The sequence below is a fragment of the Marinobacter sp. UBA3607 genome (assembly GCF_002375525.1).
Taxonomy (GTDB): Bacteria; Pseudomonadota; Gammaproteobacteria; order Pseudomonadales; family Oleiphilaceae; genus Marinobacter; species Marinobacter vinifirmus.
On record NZ_DFLY01000036.1, the window covers coordinates 12,621 to 33,165 of the forward strand.

17 protein-coding genes are annotated in these 20,545 nt (G+C 59.2%); 11 read left to right on the plus strand and 6 right to left on the minus strand.

The features are described from left to right. Window positions 1-14 precede the first annotated feature (14 nt). The 6 genes from B2589_RS14120 (at window position 15) to B2589_RS14145 (ending at window position 9,098) form a co-directional block, all read left to right on the plus strand. Window positions 15-1,346 (plus strand): cobyrinate a,c-diamide synthase, encoded by a 1,332-nt coding sequence (locus tag B2589_RS14120; protein ID WP_286817011.1) that lies wholly within the window; start codon window positions 15-17, stop codon window positions 1,344-1,346. Window positions 1,347-1,376: 30 nt separating this feature from the next. After that, window positions 1,377-5,531 (plus strand): cobaltochelatase subunit CobN, encoded by a 4,155-nt coding sequence (locus tag B2589_RS14125; protein WP_286817012.1) that lies wholly within the window; start codon window positions 1,377-1,379, stop codon window positions 5,529-5,531. 27 nt (window positions 5,532-5,558) lie between these two features. Continuing rightward, on the plus strand, window positions 5,559-6,170 hold the full coding sequence (gene cobO, locus B2589_RS14130; RefSeq protein WP_286817013.1) for a cob(I)yrinic acid a,c-diamide adenosyltransferase: 612 nt from the start codon (window positions 5,559-5,561) through the stop codon (window positions 6,168-6,170). Next, window positions 6,171-7,640 (plus strand): cobyric acid synthase, encoded by a 1,470-nt coding sequence (locus tag B2589_RS14135; protein WP_286817014.1) that lies wholly within the window; start codon window positions 6,171-6,173, stop codon window positions 7,638-7,640. Next, window positions 7,637-8,338 carry a 5,6-dimethylbenzimidazole synthase gene (bluB, locus tag B2589_RS14140; protein WP_286817015.1) on the plus strand — a complete coding sequence of 234 codons (702 nt, stop codon included), beginning with the start codon at window positions 7,637-7,639 and terminating at the stop codon, window positions 8,336-8,338. The genes B2589_RS14135 and bluB overlap by 4 nt, the downstream gene beginning before the upstream one ends. Before the next feature lie 91 nt (window positions 8,339-8,429). Continuing rightward, window positions 8,430-9,098 (plus strand): DNA-3-methyladenine glycosylase I, encoded by a 669-nt coding sequence (locus tag B2589_RS14145; protein ID WP_286817016.1) that lies wholly within the window; start codon window positions 8,430-8,432, stop codon window positions 9,096-9,098. A 14-nt stretch (window positions 9,099-9,112) separates the two neighbouring features. Here B2589_RS14145 and cobS read toward each other — a convergent pair whose 3' ends face one another. From cobS to B2589_RS14175, 6 genes are all read right to left on the minus strand, one after another. After that, on the minus strand, window positions 9,113-9,874 hold the full coding sequence (gene cobS, locus B2589_RS14150; RefSeq protein ID WP_286817017.1) for an adenosylcobinamide-GDP ribazoletransferase: 762 nt from the start codon (window positions 9,872-9,874) through the stop codon (window positions 9,113-9,115). Between the two features lie 75 nt (window positions 9,875-9,949). Next, window positions 9,950-11,698, minus strand: a complete 1,749-nt coding sequence (locus B2589_RS14155; RefSeq protein ID WP_286817018.1) for an ArnT family glycosyltransferase — start codon at window positions 11,696-11,698, stop codon at window positions 9,950-9,952. 9 nt (window positions 11,699-11,707) lie between these two features. After that, the gene (locus B2589_RS14160) at window positions 11,708-12,430 is read right to left on the minus strand and encodes a TVP38/TMEM64 family protein (protein ID WP_286817019.1); all 723 of its coding nucleotides are present in this window, start codon (window positions 12,428-12,430) and stop codon (window positions 11,708-11,710) included. After that, window positions 12,378-13,145, minus strand: a complete 768-nt coding sequence (locus B2589_RS14165; RefSeq protein WP_286817020.1) for a glycosyltransferase family 2 protein — start codon at window positions 13,143-13,145, stop codon at window positions 12,378-12,380. Before B2589_RS14165 ends, B2589_RS14160 begins: the two co-directional genes overlap by 53 nt. Window positions 13,146-13,227: 82 nt before the next feature. Next, window positions 13,228-14,649, minus strand: coding sequence for an ATP-binding protein (locus tag B2589_RS14170; RefSeq protein ID WP_286817021.1), 1,422 nt, complete (start codon window positions 14,647-14,649; stop codon window positions 13,228-13,230). Then, window positions 14,640-15,329, minus strand: a complete 690-nt coding sequence (locus tag B2589_RS14175) for a response regulator transcription factor (protein WP_199457788.1) — start codon at window positions 15,327-15,329, stop codon at window positions 14,640-14,642. The genes B2589_RS14170 and B2589_RS14175 overlap by 10 nt, the downstream gene beginning before the upstream one ends. Window positions 15,330-15,602: 273 nt before the next feature. On the opposite strand from B2589_RS14175, the gene B2589_RS14180 reads away from it, so the two are divergent. The 5 genes from B2589_RS14180 to B2589_RS14200 all read left to right on the plus strand — a co-directional run. Continuing rightward, a complete protein-coding gene (locus B2589_RS14180) occupies window positions 15,603-16,202 on the plus strand; it encodes a thermostable hemolysin (RefSeq protein ID WP_286817022.1) in 600 nt (199 codons plus the stop codon). After that, window positions 16,186-18,378, plus strand: coding sequence for an AMP-binding protein (locus B2589_RS14185; protein ID WP_286817023.1), 2,193 nt, complete (start codon window positions 16,186-16,188; stop codon window positions 18,376-18,378). Before B2589_RS14180 ends, B2589_RS14185 begins: the two co-directional genes overlap by 17 nt. Next, entirely contained in the window at window positions 18,365-19,147 is a 783-nt protein-coding gene (locus B2589_RS14190; protein ID WP_286817024.1) for an SDR family oxidoreductase, read from the plus strand. Before B2589_RS14185 ends, B2589_RS14190 begins: the two co-directional genes overlap by 14 nt. Further along, window positions 19,144-19,764, plus strand: coding sequence for a tetratricopeptide repeat protein (locus tag B2589_RS14195; protein ID WP_286817025.1), 621 nt, complete (start codon window positions 19,144-19,146; stop codon window positions 19,762-19,764). The genes B2589_RS14190 and B2589_RS14195 overlap by 4 nt, the downstream gene beginning before the upstream one ends. Before the next feature lie 155 nt (window positions 19,765-19,919). Then, window positions 19,920-20,545, plus strand: a 626-nt coding sequence (locus B2589_RS14200) for an MBL fold metallo-hydrolase (RefSeq protein ID WP_286817026.1), incomplete at its 3' end; no start/stop codon positions are given.

The window sequence follows — 20,545 nt, forward strand, 5'->3', positions numbered from 1 at the left end:
AGAATGGTAAAACTATGAACAAGTCCGTCCCGGCAGTCATGATTACCGGCCCCGCCTCTGGGCAGGGGAAATCCATGGTGACAGCGGCATTGGCCCGTTTGCACCGGAATGCCGGGCGTAAGGTGCGAGTGTTTAAGCACGGACCGGATTATCTCGACCCGATGGTGCTGGAGGTCGCATCTGGCCACCCGGTCTATCAACTACACCCGTGGATGACCGGAGAAAATGAGTGCCGCTGGCGGCTGGCCGAGGCAGCACAAGACGCGGATCTGATTTTAATCGAAGGCGCGATGGGGTTGTTCGACGGCGATCCATCCAGCGCTGATTTGGCAAAGCTTATGGGTATCCCTGCACTGCCGGTTATCGACGCCGGTGGCATGGCCCAGACCTTTGGCGCTCTTGTGTTGGGGCTTGCTCGCTTTGACCCGGAGCTGTCAATTTATGACGTGATTGCGAACAAAATCGGTAGCCCGCGCCACGGTGAAATGCTGAAAGAACGACTGCCGGAAGGGATTCGTCTGCTGGGTGCTATTCCCAGAAACGACGCCATGAACATCCCGGAGCGACACTTGGGGTTGATGCAGCCAGCAGAGCTGGGCAACCTCGACCAGAAACTGGATGACGCTGCCCAAGTGCTGAAAGACGCGGGGCTCGACGCATTGCCGAAAGCGGTGGAGATTCCCACCGTTGAACCGGCAACAAGGCCGAAAGCCCTGTTGGCCGGCACTCGTATTGCGATCGCTCGTGACGCTGCCTTCAGTTTTATCTATCGCGCCAACACCGAGCTGCTGGTAGCTATGGGCGCTGAACTGGACTATTTCTCTCCACTGGAAGACTCGGAACTTCCGCCTGCCGATGCCCTTTGGCTTCCTGGCGGCTACCCGGAACTGCATGGCAATACGCTGGCGAAGAATACTGCGATGGCGAATTCCATTCGTTCCTTCCATAGCGCCGGTAAGCCGATATTGGCGGAATGCGGCGGTTTAATGGCCTGTGCGCAAGAACTATCAGATAAAGAAGGCGAGGTACATTCGCTGTATGGCCTGATACCGGGCCGTGCGGCCATGGCCAAGCGTTTGCAAGGCATCGGCATGCACAGTCTGAAGACGGAGCAAGGCGAGTTGCGAGGCCATACTTTCCATCGCTCCACGCTGGATACCTCGTGGCAGCCAGCTGCTTATAGCCATAAGCAAGCAGGCACCGGCGGAGAAGCCGTTTTCTGTCAAAATGCTTTGGTGGCCAGTTATTTCCACGGCTATTTCCCCTCAGCCCCCGAACTTGTGGCGGCGATTTTCCGCGGTGAGACGCTGACCTTCCCCGGCTACTCCGAGAACGATCATTCGTAATCGACATAACTCGTGAAAGGGCTTCTAGGAATGCGATATCTGAAGGTATTTCTGGCGGCCATGACGGTCATGTTTTGGGCGCCTTCAGTGATGGCTGCTACCGTCGTGGGCATTATTTCCGAGCGTTCAGCCGCAGAAATGGCGGCGGGCGCTCATCGGTTTTTAGACCACAACCCAGACCACCGCGTGTTGCTGCGAACTCCCGATCAACTGGCCACCCAGAGCGACCAACAAGTGCTCGAGTTGCTCAAGAACGCTGATGCCATCGTGTTGGCGGCGGTGTTTGGTGACCAGGTGGAGCGCCTTGCCGGGTTGGTGAAAGTCGTCGTAGCGGGTGACGCTGCCGGGCAGATGCCAGTGCTAGGTATCAACAGTGATTGGCGTATTTCACGGCTGTCTCAGCTCAATGGACAAAAGCCATTGGCGGAGCTGAATGCCGCTGGACTCAAGGCCTTGGTCGCCGCGCCGGCAGCCGGAGTTGATGCTGCTGAGGATTTGGTAAACCGGCAGGCCCGGTTTCCCGGCCAGGCTGACTGGTTGGAAGGCCGTGCTTTCTATCAGGGCCGGACGCCGAACCATCTGGATGGCCTGATACGGTGGCTGTTGGCCAAAGCGGGACACGGCATGGATTACGAAAAGCCCAAGCCCCGCGCCAGTATCCGTTATTACCAGAATGGTGAAGCGAGCGTTGAGGCTTCAGCACTGACGCTGACCGACGCCCCCGTAGTCGTGGTTCTTGATCTGGACAGTGGAGACCGGCCGGGAGATCGGGCTTTACTGAACGATACCTGTGCGGCTTTGGAAGCTCGGGAGCTTCAGTGTTTTGCAATCCTATCCCGATGGGGTGGTGCCAGCCTTGATGCCTTGCGCACGCTCGAAGAAGCGATTCAACCCGCAACATTGGCGGGCATTGTCAGCCTGCAGGATTTCACCATTGGCGGAGGTGAGGGCCGCCGGGAGGTTACGGAAGAGTTGATCCGGCTCAACGTGCCTGTCATCAAAGGCCTTAGGCTGGCTTCCCGGACTCGGAATCAATGGCAGCTTTCCGTTGATGGTATCCCCACCGATCAGGTGCATTACAACCTGGCCATGCCGGAACTTCAGGGTGTAAGCCAGCCCATGGTATTGGCAACGGCGGAGCCTGAAGAGATCGATCCCCAAACTGGCGTTGCGTTGACGCTGACACAACCGGTTCCAAACCGTGTTGCTGCATTGGCTGAACGCCTTCAGCGTTGGCAGGTGCTGCAAACCAAAGATAATGCCGACAAACGGGTGGCTATTGTTTATTACAACCATCCCCCCGGGCGCCAGAACATAGGTGCGGACAATCTGGATGTACCAGCTTCACTGTTCCAAATGCTGAGCTGGCTAAAAGCCGAGGGGTACAGCACCGGTCCCCTACCTGACAGCCCGGAAGCCTTGCTCGACCTGGTTCAACAGCGCGGGGTTAGTCTGCCAGATGACCCGCGCTCGATGAAGGAAATGGCGACTGGGGTCCCTTCGATGAGCGCGCAAACCTACCAGGGTTATCTGCAATCTCTACCAAACGTTGTGCAGCAAGAAATAACGCACGGTCCGCTGGGGTATTTGCATGAACGCTTGGAACAAGCCCATGAATTGGGGGAGCAGGACTTGGCTCTGGGCCTTCTGGATCGCGGCGTTAAGGATCTGCGCAATTTAATCGAGCATGTACAGCACCCGAACCGGCCTACCGCCCTCGCCCAGCTTGATCAATACGAAGCGCTGTGGAGCCAGCGACTAAAAGAAGGTGGGCACAAAAGCGAATTGAACGAACAGCGAGCTTTATTGGCCGATACGGGCATACCGGGGCTGAAAGGCTGGGGTGAAGCGCCAGGGCTGTCGATGGTGGTGGACGACCGCTTGATCTTCCCCGGCCTGCGATTCGGGAATATTTTCATTGGGCCCCAGCCACCAAGAGGCTGGGAGGTGGATGAAGAGCTGCTGCACGCGAATACCACTTTCCCACCAACGCACCAATATGTGGGCTTCTACCATTGGTTGAGAGACCACTATAAGGCCGATGCGCTGGTATACGTGGGGCGGCATTCCACCCGTGAATTCCTGCCACGGCGTCGCGCTGGCCTGACTGAGGATGATTACCCTGATTTGCTGGGGGGTAACCTGCCATTGATCTACCCCTACATCGTCGACGGAGTTGGTGAAGGCATTCAGGCCAAGCGGCGTGCGCTGGGCGTGATGATCAGTCATCTGACACCGCCCCTAGCGGTTACTGAGCTGTACGATGACCTGCTTGAAATAAGGCAGTTGGTGGAAACCTGGGAGTCGGCGACCGATCCTGATAGCCCAACCCGTGAGCGGGCGCTGCAAATGCTGCGAGAAAAAATCTTGCTGCTGGACATCGACGACGATATCGAGCAGGAAATTGCCAATGAAATGGGGCTTTCCGCCGATGAAGTTTCGATAGAAGAGCTGTCGCCCGAGATACTGGTTCACGAAGCCGGGCACTATGTAACGGACATTCAGGAGCATTTCATGCCTCTGGGGTTGCATGTGTTTGGGAAGGACTGGACCGACGAGATGCTGGACACGATGCTGACCTCAATGGCGAGCAAGTCGGGTAAGCCAGAACCGAGCTGGCGACAGAGGTTGGCGATGTCACCTGTGGCTGAGCGGAAGAGCTGGCTGAACGCGCTTAATGGTCGTTTTGTAGCGCCCGGGCATGGCAACGACCCGCTGCGAACTCCGGAAGTCTTGCCAACGGGGAGAAATTTTCATGCGTTGTCTGACGACCTGATTCCGACGCGAGTGGCCTGGTCACTGGCCGAGGATTTAGCCGCAAAAGCAGAAAAAACGGGCACCCGACAAAGTAACGAAAGTGATGCATTGGTTCTCTGGGCGTCGGACACGGTGCGTGATGAAGGCGTGATGATTGCCTTCGGCCTGAAACTTATGGGTATCCGCCCGGTGTGGAATAGCCGAGGCATTGTTAATGGTCTGGAGCGACTGCCCGCAGGACCGGGCACAGATAACCCGGTTCGGCGTAATGTGCTCTTTACCACATCGGGGCTCTTCCGGGATCTCTACGGAAGCAAGCTGGAGTGGTTGGATCTGGCTTCTCGGTACGCGCTGGCGGGCGCTGCAAAAACCATAGCAACTGAGCACCCGGATTTGGTGCCCGCACTCGATCAGGCTTTGTCGGTTTTACCGGTAGCCCTGCAAGAACGCGGTAGCGAATCGCTGGAAATCAATGGTGTGGCCGCACGCTGGGTGGCTGATACTCGGATTCTCTTAACTGCCGGACAGTCTGCACAGGATGCAGGTAATCAGGCGGCCTACCGGGTGTTTGGCACAGCGCCGGGAGCGTACGGAGCTGGGGTGAACCGGCTGGCTACCCGTACTGGCGCATGGCAGGGGCGGCAGCAGCTGGGCGATGCCTATCGTCGTCGAATGGGGCATGTTTACGGTAAAGAAAGCCTAGGTGAACCGGCGCACGAAGCCTTTGATCGCCAGCTGCTTTCTGTCGACAAAACCTATCTGGGACGATCCAGCCATTTGTATGGTCTGCTCGATAATGATGACGGCTTTGACTTCCAGGGCGGGTTGTCCAATGCGGTTGAGCATTTGCGGGGTGAGCCGCCGGAGAATATGGTTTTACAGTACAAGGATCCGAAGAACCCGACAGTGGACTCGCTTCAGCGGGCACTGCAGGTTGAGCTTCGTGCCCGAAATTTGAATCCCCAATGGCTCGCACCGTTGATGGAGCATGGTTATGCCGGTGCGCGCACCATGGGCAGTGATTTTCTGGATAACCTCTGGGGCTGGCAGATTACCAGTCCACAGGTGCTTCGCTCGAGTGTCTGGGATGAAATTAATGAGGTGTACTTTCAGGATCGCCATGGGCTGGGCCTGAGTGACTTCTTGGCAGAGGGGCACAATGTTCACGTAAAGACCCATATGCAGGCCATTGCCCTACTGGCAGCCAAGCGTGGTTTCTGGGAAGTGAATGTGTTCACCCTGAAGTCCCTCGTGCGTGATTTCGCCGGCAATATCATTGACCATGGCTTGCCCGGAAGCGGCCACACTCGCCCGGATCATCCCTTGATGGACTGGGTTGCGGGCCAGTTAGACCCGCAACAGCGGGAGGCTTTTGATTCCGCCCGCAAGGGTGGATCTTCGACTTATCAGCTCGCACCCCAGGGCTGACATTCCAAAATGACCAGGAGAATACCCATGCGTGAACGCGCCAAAGACCCCGAACGCCATGCCAAGCGCATGGCCGCCAAACAGAAGATCATGCAGGAACGCATTGCCAGTGCCCAGAAAGAACAGGGCGTGTTGCTGGTGCTCACCGGCCCCGGCAAAGGCAAGAGCAGTTCCGGCTTCGGCATGGTCGCCCGGGCCCTGGGCCATGGAATGAAAGTGGGCATCGTCCAGTTTATCAAGGGCGCTTTCAGCACCGGCGAGGAAGCGTTCTTCCGGAGCCTGCCGAACGTGACCTACCACGTGATGGGCCAGGGCTATACCTGGGACACCCAGAACCGGAAACAGGATGTGAAGAGCGCAACCGATGCCTGGGAAGTCGCAGCAAGCATGCTGAGCGATGACAGCTATGACCTGGTACTGCTGGATGAACTGAATATCGCCCTGAAGTACGACTACATCGATCTGGACCGGGTGCTGGACGACCTGCAGGCCCGTCCGGAAATGCAGCATGTGGTGGTCACCGGTCGCGGGGCTCCGCAGGAACTGATTGATCTGGCTGATACGGTCACCGAGATGGGTGTGGTCAAACATGCCTTCAAGGATCAGGGCATCAAGGCCCAGAAGGGTGTGGAGTTGTAAATGCCCACCCTGATGGTGCAGGGCACCACCTCGGATGCTGGCAAGACCACGGTGGTGGCGGCCCTGTGCCGCTGGCTGGCGCGTCAGGGGGTGTCGGTGGCACCGTTCAAACCCCAGAACATGGCCCTGAACAGTGCGGTCACCGTGGATGGTGGCGAAATTGGCCGCTCCACGGCGTTGCAGGCACTGGCCTGTGGTCTGGAGCCCCACAGTGACATGAACCCGGTGTTGCTGAAGCCCCAGAGCGATTGCGGGGCCCAGGTGATCTTGCGGGGCAAGGTCCATGGCAATATGGATGCCCTGGATTACCACGCCTACAAAGCTGAGGCGATGAATTCGGTGATGGCGAGCTGGCAGGCACTGAGTGCCCGCTACGATGTGGTCATCGCCGAAGGCGCCGGCAGCCCCGCGGAAATCAATCTGCGGGCCAACGACATTGCCAACATGGGTTTTGCCGAAGCTGCTGATTGTCCGGTGTTGCTGGTAGGGGATATCGACAAGGGCGGGGTTTTTGCCCAGCTGGTGGGTACGCTGGCGTTGATTTCCGACAGTGAGCGGGACAGGACGGCGGGTTTTATCATCAACCGGTTCCGGGGCGATATTGCGCTGTTGGAGCCCGGGCTGGACTGGCTGACGGAACACACGGGCAAGCCGGTGTTCGGGGTTTTGCCATACCTGCATGGGTTGGTGATCGACTCCGAAGACAGCGTCAGTGCCGCCGGCATCAGTGAGGCCGGAGCCCTGAAAGTGGTCGTGCCGGTATTTCCGCGGATCAGCAACCACAATGATTTTGATCCGTTGCGACTCCACCCGGGCGTTGACCTGGTGTTCGTGGGGACGGATGAACCCATTCCGCCAGCGGATCTGATTATCTTGCCCGGCAGCAAAAGCACCCGGCACGACCTGCAGTGGCTGAAGCAACAAGGCTGGCCGGAAGCCATCCAGAAACACCTGCGGTATGGCGGCAAGCTACTGGGTATCTGTGGCGGATTCCAGATGCTGGGACTAAAAGTGGAAGACCCGGAAGGGCTGGAGGGTGAAGCCGGCACTACCGAGGGCCTGGCCCTGTTCGAAATGGTTACCCGTATGGTGCCGGGCAAGCAGCTCCGAATGGTAAATGGCGGGCTGACCTCTCATGTTGCCAGCACGGCGGTGACAGGCACTCTGAAAGGCTATGAAATGCACAACGGTGTCACCGAAGGCGCCGCGCTGGTGCGCCCATTTGCAGAGCTGGAAGGCCGGCCGGATGGCGCCGTCAGTGCGGATGGCCAGGTGGCGGGTACCTACATCCACGGCGTCTTCGACGAGCCAGCCGCCTGCCATGCCATTCTGGCCTGGGCAGGCCTTAAAACACAGGGCGAGCAGTCGGTGGACTACCAGCGTCACCGTCTGCAGCAACTTGATCGCCTGGCCGATCAGGTGGAGCAGTGCCTGGACACAGAGCGGTTAAGGAGGCTGTTGCAGTTGTGAGTAACCCGAATGATCCCTTCACCGATGCCCAGCGCGAAGGCCTGTACCGGGCCATCTTCGAGCGCCGGGATGTGCGCTCCCAGTTCCTGCCAGATGCCATTCCGGAGGAGGTTCTGGCGCGCATCCTGAGAGCTGTCCACCATGCCCCGTCGGTCGGCTTCATGCAGCCCTGGGATTTTATCGTGATCGACAGCCTGGCGGTGCGCGAGCAGGTGCTGGACAGTTTTAACGAGGAAAACGCAAAGGCCTCGGAAAACTACACCGGCGAGCGCCAGCAAACCTATCGGAGCCTGAAACTGCAGGGCATTCTGGAAAGCCCCATCAACCTCTGCATCACCTGTGATCGATCCCGCGGCGGCCCTAATGTATTGGGCCGTAACTCCATCATGGAAATGGACCTGTTCAGCACCTGCCTGGCGGTGCAGAACCTCTGGCTGGCGGCACGGGCCGAGGGCATTGGCGTGGGCTGGGTGAGTATTCTGGACCAGGATGTGCTGTCGAATATCCTGCAGGTACCGGATCATGTATACCCACTGGCCTACCTTTGCCTGGGCTATGTCAGTGAATTCCTGGAGCAACCGGAATTACAGTCCAAAGGCTGGCGTTCCCGGCTGCCGCTGGAAGATCTGGTGCATGGGAATAGCTGGGGACAGCCGATTGGGTATAAGAAACTGGCAAAGTACCTCGTCGGGGAGTGATGGGTACCATAAAAAACTATTATCGTTTTCCTCATAGGTCCCGAATTGGGTACGATCCGACCCGATTTGGGACTTCTGTTCAGGGGGTGAGATGAAGTTTTCTGTGTTTTACCAGCAGGCCTTGGCCCGGAAGGGTGGCGAGCAGGTCCTGAAATCCCTGTTGCCTCCGGTCACCGAAAAGCATCGTCTGGCGGAGATCAGCGACGACCGTTACCTGTCCGAGATCACCGGATGCATTTTCAAGGCTGGTTTTGTCTGGCGGGTGATCGAGAACAAGTGGCCGGATTTTGAGGCGGCATTCGAAGGGTTTGTGCCCGCCTACTGGCAGCAGGTGCCGCCGGAAGTGCTGGAGCAGCTGGCTACAGACGAGCGTATTGTTCGCAACATGCAGAAGATCCGAACCGTGCCGGAAAATGCCCGGATGATCATGGATGTGGCGAAAGATCATGGTAGCTTTGGTCAGTTTCTGGCCCAGTGGCCGTCGACCGATCAGGTGGGGCTGCTGCTCTACCTGAAGCGTAACGGTGAGCGTCTGGGCGGGAACTCAGCCCAGTACTTCCTGCGCCGGGTGGGTTGGGATGGTTTTATCCTGTCCCACGATGTGGTTACCGCCCTGACCCGGGCCGGAATACTGGATGCCTCACCGGCCAGCAAGAAAGGCATGAGCCAGGCCCAGGAGGCGTTCAACCGTTGGCACGAAGAGACGGAAATGCCTATCAGCCACCTGTCCCGGATAGTGTCGTTCACGGTGGATAATTGACGATGCCCGGCACGTTAGAGAAACAGCAACAGCGCCAGTTCACTGAACACGACAGCTGCGCCCAGGGTGTCGCCGGTGTAGCCACCGAGCTGGCTACGAAGATAGCTGCCCCAGAACACAGCAACCAGCAGGACGGCCGTTATGGCTGCGGGAATCAGTAACGGCTGCCAGAGTGATAATCCGGATGCCAGCAACAACACAAAGCCTGCCGCCGCCAGCAAACGGCTGCGGGAGAAACCGTCTGCCACCGGCGTGGATTTACTCTTGTCGGGGTCAGTGACGTACGGCAGGCAGGCCATCAATATCAGCGGTGTCAGCCGGGAAACCGCAGGTGCCACCAGCAACGCAAGCCAGATCAATTCAGCCTCAGCCAGCAGGGCTACTTTCAGCAGCAAGGCCATCACCAGTGCCACCGTGCCATAGGTTCCGATCCGGCTGTCTTTCATGATCTCCAGCCGTTTTTCCACGGTATAGCCGCCGCCGAGAGCATCAACACTGTCCGCCAGGCCATCTTCGTGGAAGGCCCCGGTGATAAACAGGTGCAGAATAACCACCAGGATAATGGCCGCCAGCGGGCTGGCCACCAATGAGAACAGAAGGTAGGCGGCGCAATAGCCAAGGCCGAGCAGAAGGCCCACCAGAGGAAAATAGACGCTGCTCTGGTTCATCAGGCGCTGGGAGTAATCAATCCGGACGAGCATGGGGATACGAGTCAGGAATCCCAGTGCCAGCCAGAAAGCCTGCCATTCATGTGCAATCCGCGAGCGAGGGAGCAAGGGCGCCTCCTTGAGAATTCAAAAGCGCCCATTGTACGTGAGATCAGCAAAGTTTGCGGTGTTCTCAGAGTCGCATCAGTCCAGCCACTCCCCGGGGTTTTCGGTGGTAAAGCGTGTCACCTTGTCCGGGGGTTCACAGCTGTCAGTCATGTCCTGGTCGCTCAGCAGCACGTAGGTATCCCGGTGAGCAGTGCCCAGCGGTCGAGCACCCTGCTTATTGAAACAGCCAAGCTCTCCATCCCCTGCCACAATCAGATAGCTATCCGGTGTCTCCCGCATCCAGAGCCAGGCGTTGCGGCTTTCCTGTTCCCTGTCGCTGAAGTAACTGAAATGGGTAAAGTCCCGTTTTGAAAACAGAATGAACTGTTCCCGGAAATTGATCATGCCAATTTGCCCGCCGGCAGGCACGGTCTGCTCGGCTACGGCGAGCACATTTCTGGGTGTGCGCAATGGCTCGAGAATTCGATAACCCCAGGTTGTGAACACCAGCCAACTCACCATCAGGGCAATGAACCAGCGCTCGAGTGCCCGGGAGTGCCAGAGCGCCATGAGACTTGCGACCCAGATACCCCCAAGGGTGAACAACAGGGTGCCGGCTTCGTGCAGTCGAGCAGGATCCTGAGTGTAGTCAGCGACCTTTTCCACCAGACGAGGGTGGTCATTCCAGGCTAGCACGCCCAGGGTGATCAAGGCTGCACCAAGCAGCAGATGCAGAGCACTGATGACTGCCCCGAACCAGCGTGCCGGGTTTTGTCCACTCAATGCCGGGGCCAGGCTCAGGGCCAGTGCCGGCAGAGCTGGCAGCACATACACTCCGCGTTTGCCCGGGCTCAGGCTGAAAAACGCCACCACCAACACGACCCACGCCAGCAGAACCACCACGTCCAGCCTGTGTTTGAGAATCTCACGAATGGGCCGCAGCAGTGCCAGGAATAGCAGCGGCAGCGGAAACCACAGCGAGGGAATCACGCTGGCGAGGTAGTAATACCAGGGCTGAATGTGCCCCCAGGAATCGGCATAGCGCTCGCCGGTCTGTTTGAACAGAATGTTGTCGCGATAGGCCAGGGCCTCGTCGGTGCCCAGGTGACTGACGGCCAGCACCATCGGCACCAGCCAGGCTGCCACAACGGCCAGCATGACCAGGGGCCCGAGGGCGCAGCGCCAGCGGAGTGTGCCCTGAAATCGAGAGGTGTCCTGCAGTTTCAGGGCCAGTATCGGAATGAACAGCAAGGCGGGCAGAAAGCCAACCCCTTTGGTAATAATGCCAAGCCCCATAAAGGCCCAGGCCACGAAATACCAACGCCAGGACGGCTGCACGAAAAAATGCCGGATCAGACCGTAACAGGCCACCATGATCCAGCAGGCCACCATGGCATCAATCTGGGCTCGCTGGGCCTGAATCAGGAACTGGGGTGCCAGCATCAGCAGCAGTGCGGCAATGGCGCCGGTGCGTTGGTTCCACAAGCGTGTGCCCAGATCGAACACCAGGCCCAGGGTTAGCAGGCTACACAGGGCGTTCGGTAGCAGAAACGCGATTTTCAGGTTGCCGGTCAGCCAGTAGAAAAAGGCGATGGCCCACATGAACACCGGTGGTTTGTCCGGGTAGAGTTCGCCGCCCCGCATGGGCAGCAGCCATTGCCCGGAGGCCACCATTTCCCGGGCTACTTCGGCGAATCGCGGTTCGTCGGCAGGCCATGGAGAGCGCCAACCGATGCCCGACAGAATCATAAGTGCCGCGAAGGCCAGCAAGACAAGTAACAACCGGTTGTGCGGCAGACTGAACAAGGTGTCGGGTAAACGCCGAAGACGGAAATTGAGTGTCATAATTGCAACTCAGGAGGGGTCAGATACGGAATCAGCAAGGGCCTGATTGCGCTGGTTGTGATACAGGTAAGCGCCAATGGCACTTGCCAGGGCGAACAGAACCGCGCTTACCAGAAACTGGTTGAGATGGGCCTGGCCAATACCCGCGCCGGCCATTGCAAAGATCACCATCTGGGGCAGGTAGCCAAGAACGCTGCCCAGTAAAAACGGGGCAAATCGTATGCCGGAACACCCGGCGAGGAGATTGGTGACAAGGTTGCTGCCCACAGGCAGCAAACGGATCATGAGGATTTTCAGCAGGGTGCCTTCAGTGAACAGGCTGTCGAAGCGCTGCATGCGAAGATCAAATCGGTGCAGGAGCGGTGCCCGCAGCAGCCACCGGGCGGCATAAAAACAGCCAGTCGCACCGAGTGCGGTGGCAAGGGTCGATATGACGGTACCCTCAACGCTGCCGGTGGCGAATCCAAGGACAAAGGCGAGTGCTTGCCGGGGGCCGCCAAATCCGGTGAATAGGGCGCTCAGCAGGATGATTGCGGCGAATCCGGGCCACCCATGACGTTGCAGGAAGCCCGCGATACTCACCTGGTCGGTGATGAGATCGAGCCAGTGCCCTTCGATGGCGAAATAGCCGGTAAGAACCAGACTGATAAGGGCCAGCCAGCGGAAAGCTCTGGTCATATCAAGCCTGATCCATGATCGGTTGTTCGTTACCGCTCTCTGCCACGCCGGCAATCCGGGGCACCCGTGTGCGACGAAGCAGCCACATGACCCCGATCATATCGATGATCCCGGCCCAGGCGCGGTTCCAGGCGTTGTATTTCGATACCCCGGCGGTGCGTGGCCGATGGTTCACTTCAACAATGGCAATTACCCCTCCCATCCCCTTCACCAGTGCGGGGATGAAGCGGTGGGCGTGGTCGAACCAGGGCAGTTTAAGGAACGTGGCACGAGGGATCAGTTTCAGGCCGCAGCCGGTGTCTGGTACGCCGTCATGGAGAAACGCATTACGAACGCGGTTAGCAAGCCGTGACTGAAAGCGCTTCCATGACGTGTCCTTACGGTTGCAACGGTAACCGGCAATACAGAAATCTTGTTGATTCAGAGTGCTGGCTTTCTGCAGCAATGCCGGGATATCGGCAGGATCGTTCTGGCCGTCACCATCCATGGTAGCGATCAATTGGCCTCTGGCCTGACGTATGCCCGTGGCCAGGGCCCCACTCTGTCCTATGCTCTGGTCATGCCGGATTGTTGTCAGGTTGCCGCCGAGAGCTGTGGCTGTGCGCCTGGCTGTGTCCAGCGTCCGGTCGCTGCTGCCGTCATCAACGAGCACCACTTCAAATCCGGGATAATCGCGCATGACGGTGAAGGTCTCGGTCAACAGCGCAGCGATGTTATCCTGCTCATCTTTCGCCGGTATCACCAGCGACAGGGTTGGTTGATGTGGCATCTGTAAGCTCCCCCAAAAATGATCCAGGGGTCAGGCCCTCTGGTACGGGGATCAATTATCAGCTTCCAACCTTAATCGAACCTTAATGCCGGCTGTGCTCGCATCGGTATTTGATAGGCAGCCAGACCCGGACGCACAGGCCCGAACAACCATCCGGCCGATCCGACAGGATCAGGTGGCCGCCGTGCAGCTCGGCAATCCGGCGTGCGATGGCAAGCCCCAGTCCGGCACCACCACCCTGGCGTTGATCCAGCCGGACAAAGCGACTGAGGGCGCGCTCCCGTTCTCCAGCGTCAATGCCCGGCCCCTGATCACAGACCGAAATGCTGTAGCCATCGCCCTCAGCGATCAGGTGAGTGGTGATGACGGTGTTCCGGGGGCTGTACTGTATGGCGTTGGCGAGCAGGGAGCGCATCAGGGTATTGATCAGTGCACTATGGCACTGAACCATTGCCTGATGGGTATTATCTTCAAGAACGGGTTCAATCTGTTTCTTCAGGGCCAGGGGGGCAACGTCGGCAACACTCTGTTCAAGGATGGCCGAAAGGTTGGTCTGGGTCGGCGCGAAGTCAATGCCGGAGTCCACCCGGTTGAGCAGTAGCATCTGCTCGACCAGGTGCACCATGCGATCAACGGATTGGATCAGATCCTGAGACAATTCCGGATGTTCCGTACAGGCCCGTTCCAGGTTAAGGCGCAGGGCTGCAAGGGGGGTGCGCAATTCGTGAGCCGCATCGGCGGAAAACCGCCGTTCCCGTTCAAGGGCCAGGTCCAGGCGTCTGAGTAGCGCGTTTACCGCCTGTACCAGGCCGGCGACTTCCTTGGGCGCCTGCCGGTCGTCGAGCGGGTGAATCCGCTCCGGCGCCATATGTCGGATGGGTTTCTCCAGCCGGGCCAGGGGGCGGAATCCGACCTGAACGGCGACGATCACCGCAACGACTAACAGCGGCAACGCCAGGATCAATGGCAGTACGTTCCCAAGTGCCAGTTCCTGGCTGAGCTCGCCGCGGATGTCTTCCCGTTGGGCGGTTCGTATCCAGAACCCGGTTTCCGGATCCTGCAGGGTAAAGGTGCGCCAGCGATGGCCGCGGGATTCGGCCCAGGAATAGCCAGGTGCGAGCCCCAGGTTGTCATCCGAGTTCAGGGTGTCCAGCAGAGGCTCCCTTTCAGGGGTCCATACTTCGAAGGCCAGTTTCTTCTCATATTTGTGGCCAACCCCGCCGGGCAGGATCTCGCCTTCGTCGGCCTCAAGGTCAATCTCCGCTGCGGGATCAAGCGGCAGGGTCAGGGTCTCGCTCAGGGTTGCCGGTAACTGCTCAAGGGCCTGGGTATCCACCAGGTGACGAACCAGTCCCTGTACGATTCGTGTGCTTTGGGCAAGCTCGGCATCGAACAGCTCCTCCAGTTCATGATTACTCTCGATATAGCTCCAAACGGAGGCGAGCAGTGCGATCAGCAGCACCGTCGAGGTAACCAGAAGGGTCAAAGTACGCGTCAGGGACATACCGAAGTTCCGGTAGCGGCTTCAGGGTCCAGAACATAGCCGACGCCCCGAATGGTTCGGATGACGGGTTTGCCAACCCGGCGGCGCAGGTGATGAATGTGTACCTCCAGTGCGTTGCTTTCGGCACCGGAATCCCAGCCGTAGAGTTGCTCTTCCAGGCGCCGGCGGGTGGCAACCTGGCCAGGATGTCGCATCAGGTAGTGAAGAATCTGGAATTCGCTGCGAGGCAGTATGGAGGTCTCGCCACCTGCCACAAGCTGACCGGTATCGGTATTCAGCTTTAGTTGCCCTACCTGAAGCTCGGCATCGCCGTTGGTGGGAACCCCGCGCCGGGTTATTGCACGCATCCGGGCTTTCAGTTCGGCCATGGCGAAAGGTTTGGTGAGGTAGTCGTCTGCCCCGGCATCAAGGCCAAGGAGCTTTTCATCCAGTTCAGTGCGGGCTGTCAGAATGATTACAGGGGTGTGGTTTCCAGCCTGCCTTGCGCCCCGGAGAACATCAAGGCCATCGAGCCGGGGTAAGGTCAGGTCAAGAATCACCAGGTCAAAGTGGTCTTGCTTCAGCGCCGTCAAAGCCTGCTGGCCATCGTCGAGCCAGTCGACCGTATGCTGGTCCCGCCGGAGCATGTCCAGCATTGTGCGGGCAAGTGGATGGTCGTCTTCTACCAACAGTATGCGCATTGGCGGTTCCTGCTATATGTGATCTTGGCGAGTGTGCCACAGAAAGCTTAACGCGGGCTTAAGAAATCTCCGACAGCGCCTTAAGGATGGGTTAAGACTCCCCTCCTAATCTGGCAGCCGTAACCAGAGGGCCGGCCTGGCCCTGGCTGTTGGAGAAACCTGATGACTGATCCGTTGACTATTTCTGCCTATTGTCCGCCGGATGCTCCAGATGTTGTGCCATCGCTTCGCTGTGCCGGCCGGTGGTTTAGCGAAATCCTTCCCGGTACAACAATGGCCGAGAGTGTTACCGCCTTCATTCGGCGCCGCTTTCAGCAGGCCTATGGTGCGGAACCAAACCTGCGTATTCCGTCCCTTCTCGCGTTAACCACAGCCCAGGGCAGTCTGTTGGCCGCAGTAGGTGTGCGAAATGCCGGCGTCGACAAGCTGTTTCTGGAGGATTACCTGTCGGTACCGGTTCAGTCGCTGATGCCAGAACCCGCCACCGAGCGCAGCCGGATTGCCGAAATTGCCCACCTGGCCGGGGTGGAAGCCGGCGTCAGCCGCTATCTGTTTGCTTCTCTTTCGGTGTGGCTGGATGCCGCCGGCTACGATTGGGTGGTGTGTACCGGCACCGATCAGTTGCGTAACAGCTTTCATCGACTGGGCATTGCCACCCGGGTGCTGGCGGATGCCGATCCTTCAAAATTGCCGGATGGCGGCGCTGGTTGGGGTCGCTATTACGACCATCATCCGGTGGTGATGACCATCAAGGTCGCTGATGGTATGGCGGCCTTGCGCGCCGCCGGCTTGCTGAAGCTGGTGCAGCCGGTTGTTGCGGTCGAGGATAAACCGCAGGCGGACCTGGGAGGTGCCTATGGCCGCCTTGCCTGATCTCCTGTCTCAGCGGGTCCGGCAACATCCGGAGCGCATTGCACTGCAGGGGCCAGACGCCAGTTTCAGTTATCAGCAGCTATGGCGGGCGGCGCAGTTGGTGGCCGAGCAGTTGCGGAGCCTGGGCGTGAAACGCATAGGCCTGTGTGGCGACAACACCCCGGCCTGGGTGGTTGCGGACCTGGCTTGTCTGATGGCGGACGTGGTGTGTGTACCGGTGCCGGTGTTTTTTTCCAGAAGCCAGACCGAGCACCTGATTCAGCGGGCCGGGCTGGATGCCCTGGTATTCAGTGGCGAAGCAGAACAGGCGGAGATGATCGGTCATGGCGTCTGGCTGAGACATTTGCCGGTGTCCCCTGCTGCCTCCTGGATGCCGGAACACACCGCCAAGATTACCTTCACCTCCGGCAGTACTGGTACCCCCAAGGGCGTGTGCCTGTCGGCGCAGCAGCTGGCTGCGACCGCTTGTGCGCTGCAGCAGCGGCTGGAAGGTGTGGAGCTGGATCAACACCTGTGCATCCTGCCGCTGGCAACCCTCCTGGAGAACATTGCCGGGGTCTATCTACCGCTGCTGATGGGCGCCACGGTGACGGTTGCCCCGCTGCAAACCCTGGGTATGACCGGCAGCAGTGGCCTCGATCTCGGCCAGCTAGTGGCGGGTCTGAACCGGCATCAACCTCATTCCGTGATTCTGGTGCCTGAGCTGGCGATGGCGCTGGTCAATGCTGGCGAGCAGGGTGCGCTGGCCACGGATTCGTTTCGTTTTCTGGCCGTTGGTGGTGGCCGGGTTTCACCAGATCTGCTGGCCCGTGGCCGGGCGATGAATTTGCCGCTGTACGAAGGTTACGGCTTGTCCGAGTGCGGCTCGGTGGTGGCCCTGAACGTACCGGGCGCCGAACGGGAGGGCACTGTGGGCCGGCCGCTTTCGCATGTACAGGTTCAGGTGGACGACAATCAGCGGATTCTGGTGCGGGGCAACACCCATCTGGGGTATCTGGGCGACGAGCCCGAGGATGATGGCTGGCTGGATACCGGAGACCTTGGGGCGATCAGCCCGGAGGGTTTCCTGGCTGTTAACGGCCGCGCCAAGAACCTGATCATCACCAGTTTTGGCCGCAACATCAGCCCTGAATGGCTGGAGAGCGAGCTGGTACAGGCCGTGGGCGCCGCCCAAGCCGTGGTGTTTGGTGATGGCGAACCACAGCCCAGCGCCTTGCTGGTGGTTCGGGATGGTCGTGGCCCGGACAAGTTGCGGGCAGCCCTGACGACACTCAATGCCGGCTTGCCCGACTACGCCCGCTTGCAGGCCGTGTACATCCGCCGGCAACCCCTGACCCAGGCCGAAGGCTATATCACCGCCAACGGCCGCCCGGTGCGGCATCAGATTCAGGCTGACCTGCCCATGCTCATGGCTGAAGCCTTTCCCCTTTTTATGAATCTTTCTGTGCCTGCGGGCACGCCTCCCCAACAGACAACGCCAGGAGTCTCCAACATGGCATTTTTTGACCGACTGCAATCCGAAACCGAACAGGCCCGGGCCCATGTCACCGGAGCCCCGGTGATTCAGGCCATCCAGGAGGGTCGCTTTGACCTTGAAGGCTACACCTGGTTTCTGACCCAGGCCTACCACCACGTGAAACACACGGTACCGCTGATGATGGCCTGCGGTGGCCGGCTGCCCGAGCGGCTGGAGATTGTACGCAAGGCACTGGTGGAATACATCGAGGAAGAATACGGCCACCACGAGTGGATCCTGAACGACCTGGAAGCCTGTGGTGAAGACAAGGAAGCCATCCGCCATGGCCAGCCGGATACCTCCATCGAGCTGATGGTGGCTTACCTGTACGACCGCATCCAGCGCGGCAACCCGGCCGCCTTTTTCGGCATGGTTCAGGTACTGGAAGGCACCTCCATCGAACTGGCCACGCCCCTGGGCGAAGCCATCCAGAAGCAGTTGGGCCTGCCTGACCAGGCCTTCAGCTATCTGTATTCCCACGGCGCGCTGGACCAGGAGCACTTCGAGTTTTTCCGTAACCTGATGGACAGCATTACAGATCCGGACGACCAGCAGGCCATCATCGAGTCGGCCCGCATGGTGTACCGCCTGTACGGCGACATGCTGCACAGCATTCCGCTGCCGGCACGCAACAAGGAGCAGCGCCATGAGGCTGCATGACCGAACCTTTCTGCTGCTGGGCGGCACTGGCGGCATTGGCCAGGCCCTGATCAGCCCCCTGGTGGAAAGTGGTGCCCGGGTGATTGTGGCGACCCGCCACCCCGAGCGGCTGGAAAAGCGCGCAGGCGTTTCCCCGGTGCACCTGGAACTGGCCAGCCTGGAACTGGACCGGCAACTGCAACAGCTGACCGAGGTGTATCCGGATATTGATGGCGTGATCCACTGCGCCGGCCAGAACTGCTTTGCGGCGCTGGAGGGCATGGCGGTCACTGACCTGGATGCCCAGCTCATGGTCAACCTGCGTTCCGCCATGCTGGTGGCCCGGCATTTTGTCCCGCGGTTCCGTAAAGCGGGGATGGGCGGCCTGGTGTTTGTGGGTTCCACCTTCGGCAGTATCGGGTTCCCGGGCTACACCGCCTACTGTGCCAGCAAATTCGGCCTGCGAGGCTTTACCGAAGCCCTTCGCCGGGAGCTGGCGGATACCTCGGTGCAGGTGGTGTACGTGGCCCCCAGGGCGACCGCCACAGCCATGAACCCGGAGCCGGTGAACGAGTTGAACCGGGCGCTGGGCAATGCCATGGACGCTCCGGAAACCGTGGCGGCCCAGATTCTTCAGGCCATGGAAAAGGATGAGCGCCGGCGCTTCCTGGGCTGGCCGGAAAAACTGTTTGTGGTGATCAACGGCATCCTGCCGAAGATTGTGGATAAAGCCATGTTGAAACAACTGCCGGTCATCCGGCGCTTTCTGGATTCAGGAGCAATGTCATGAAGTGGATGATAATGGTATTGGCCGCGTTGCTGGCCATGCCGGCGTGGGCCCAGGATGTACCAACCGAACTGGCGCAGATCCAGCAACGCTGGGCTGAAATCCAGTATCAGACACCCGAACAGGAAAAAGAAAAGGCATTCGAGGCACTGGCCACCGAGGCCAAGGCCTTTGTTGAGCGTTATCCGGGCCGGGCCGAACCGCTGATCTGGCAGGGTATTGTGCTCAGCACCTACGCTGGCGCCAAAGGCGGTCTGGGCGCCCTGGGGTTGGTAAAAGAGGCCAGGGCGTCACTGGAGGCGGCACTGGACATCGATCCGGAAGCGCTGGATGGCTCGGCCTACACGTCTCTGGGAAGTCTATACTACCAGGTGCCGGGTTGGCCGCTGGGGTTCGGGGATGACAGCAAGGCGCGGAGTTATCTGCAAAAAGCCCTGGCGATCAACCCTGATGGCATTGATGCCAATTATTTTTTCGGGGATTTTCTGCTGGATCAGGATGAGCCGGAGCGGGCGCGGGTGTACCTGGAAAAAGTACTGTCGGCGCCAGGCAGGCCGGGCCGTGAGCTGGCAGATGACGGTCGCCGCCGCGAGGCCACACAGCTTCTCGGGCAACGCTGAGCAAACACCCTGCCGGGGGCCGGAACGTGTTCCGGTGCCCGGTGTGATGCATCGAGCTTATCGCCTATATAAGAAAACAGAATTTCACCTTATATATCGTTTCAGTATATCCTTAGATCAAATCATAGATATCGGCGACATCCAAGGTGAATACCATGACTCAGCCTATCGTTCAGCATTTCTTCGACGAACCCACCAATACCTTCAGTTACGTGGTGCGTGATCCGGACAGCCAGGCCTGTGCCATCCTGGATTCGGTGCTGGATTTCGACTACGCCGCCGGCCGCACCGACGTGCGCTCCGCAGACGAGATCATTCAGTACGTGCGTGATAACGACCTGCGGGTTGAGTGGATTCTGGAAACCCACGTGCACGCGGACCACCTGTCAGCCGCACCCTATCTGCACGAAAAGCTGGGTGGCAAGACCGGTATTGGCGCAAAAATCGTCGACGTTCAGGAAATCTTTGGCAAGGCCTTTAATGCCGGGACCGAATTTGCACGCGATGGCAGCCAGTTCGATAAGCTGTTCGAGGAAGGCGACACCTTTATCATCGGCAACCTGCAGGGCCGGGTGCTGCATACCCCGGGCCACACCCCCGCTTGCCTGACCTACGTGATCGACGACGCTGCGTTTGTGGGCGATACCCTGTTCATGCCCGACTACGGCACCGCCCGCTGCGATTTCCCGGGTGGCGATGCGCGCACCCTGTATCAATCGATCCAAAAGGTGCTCACCCTGCCGCCGGAGACCCGTATCTTCCTGTGCCATGACTACAAGGC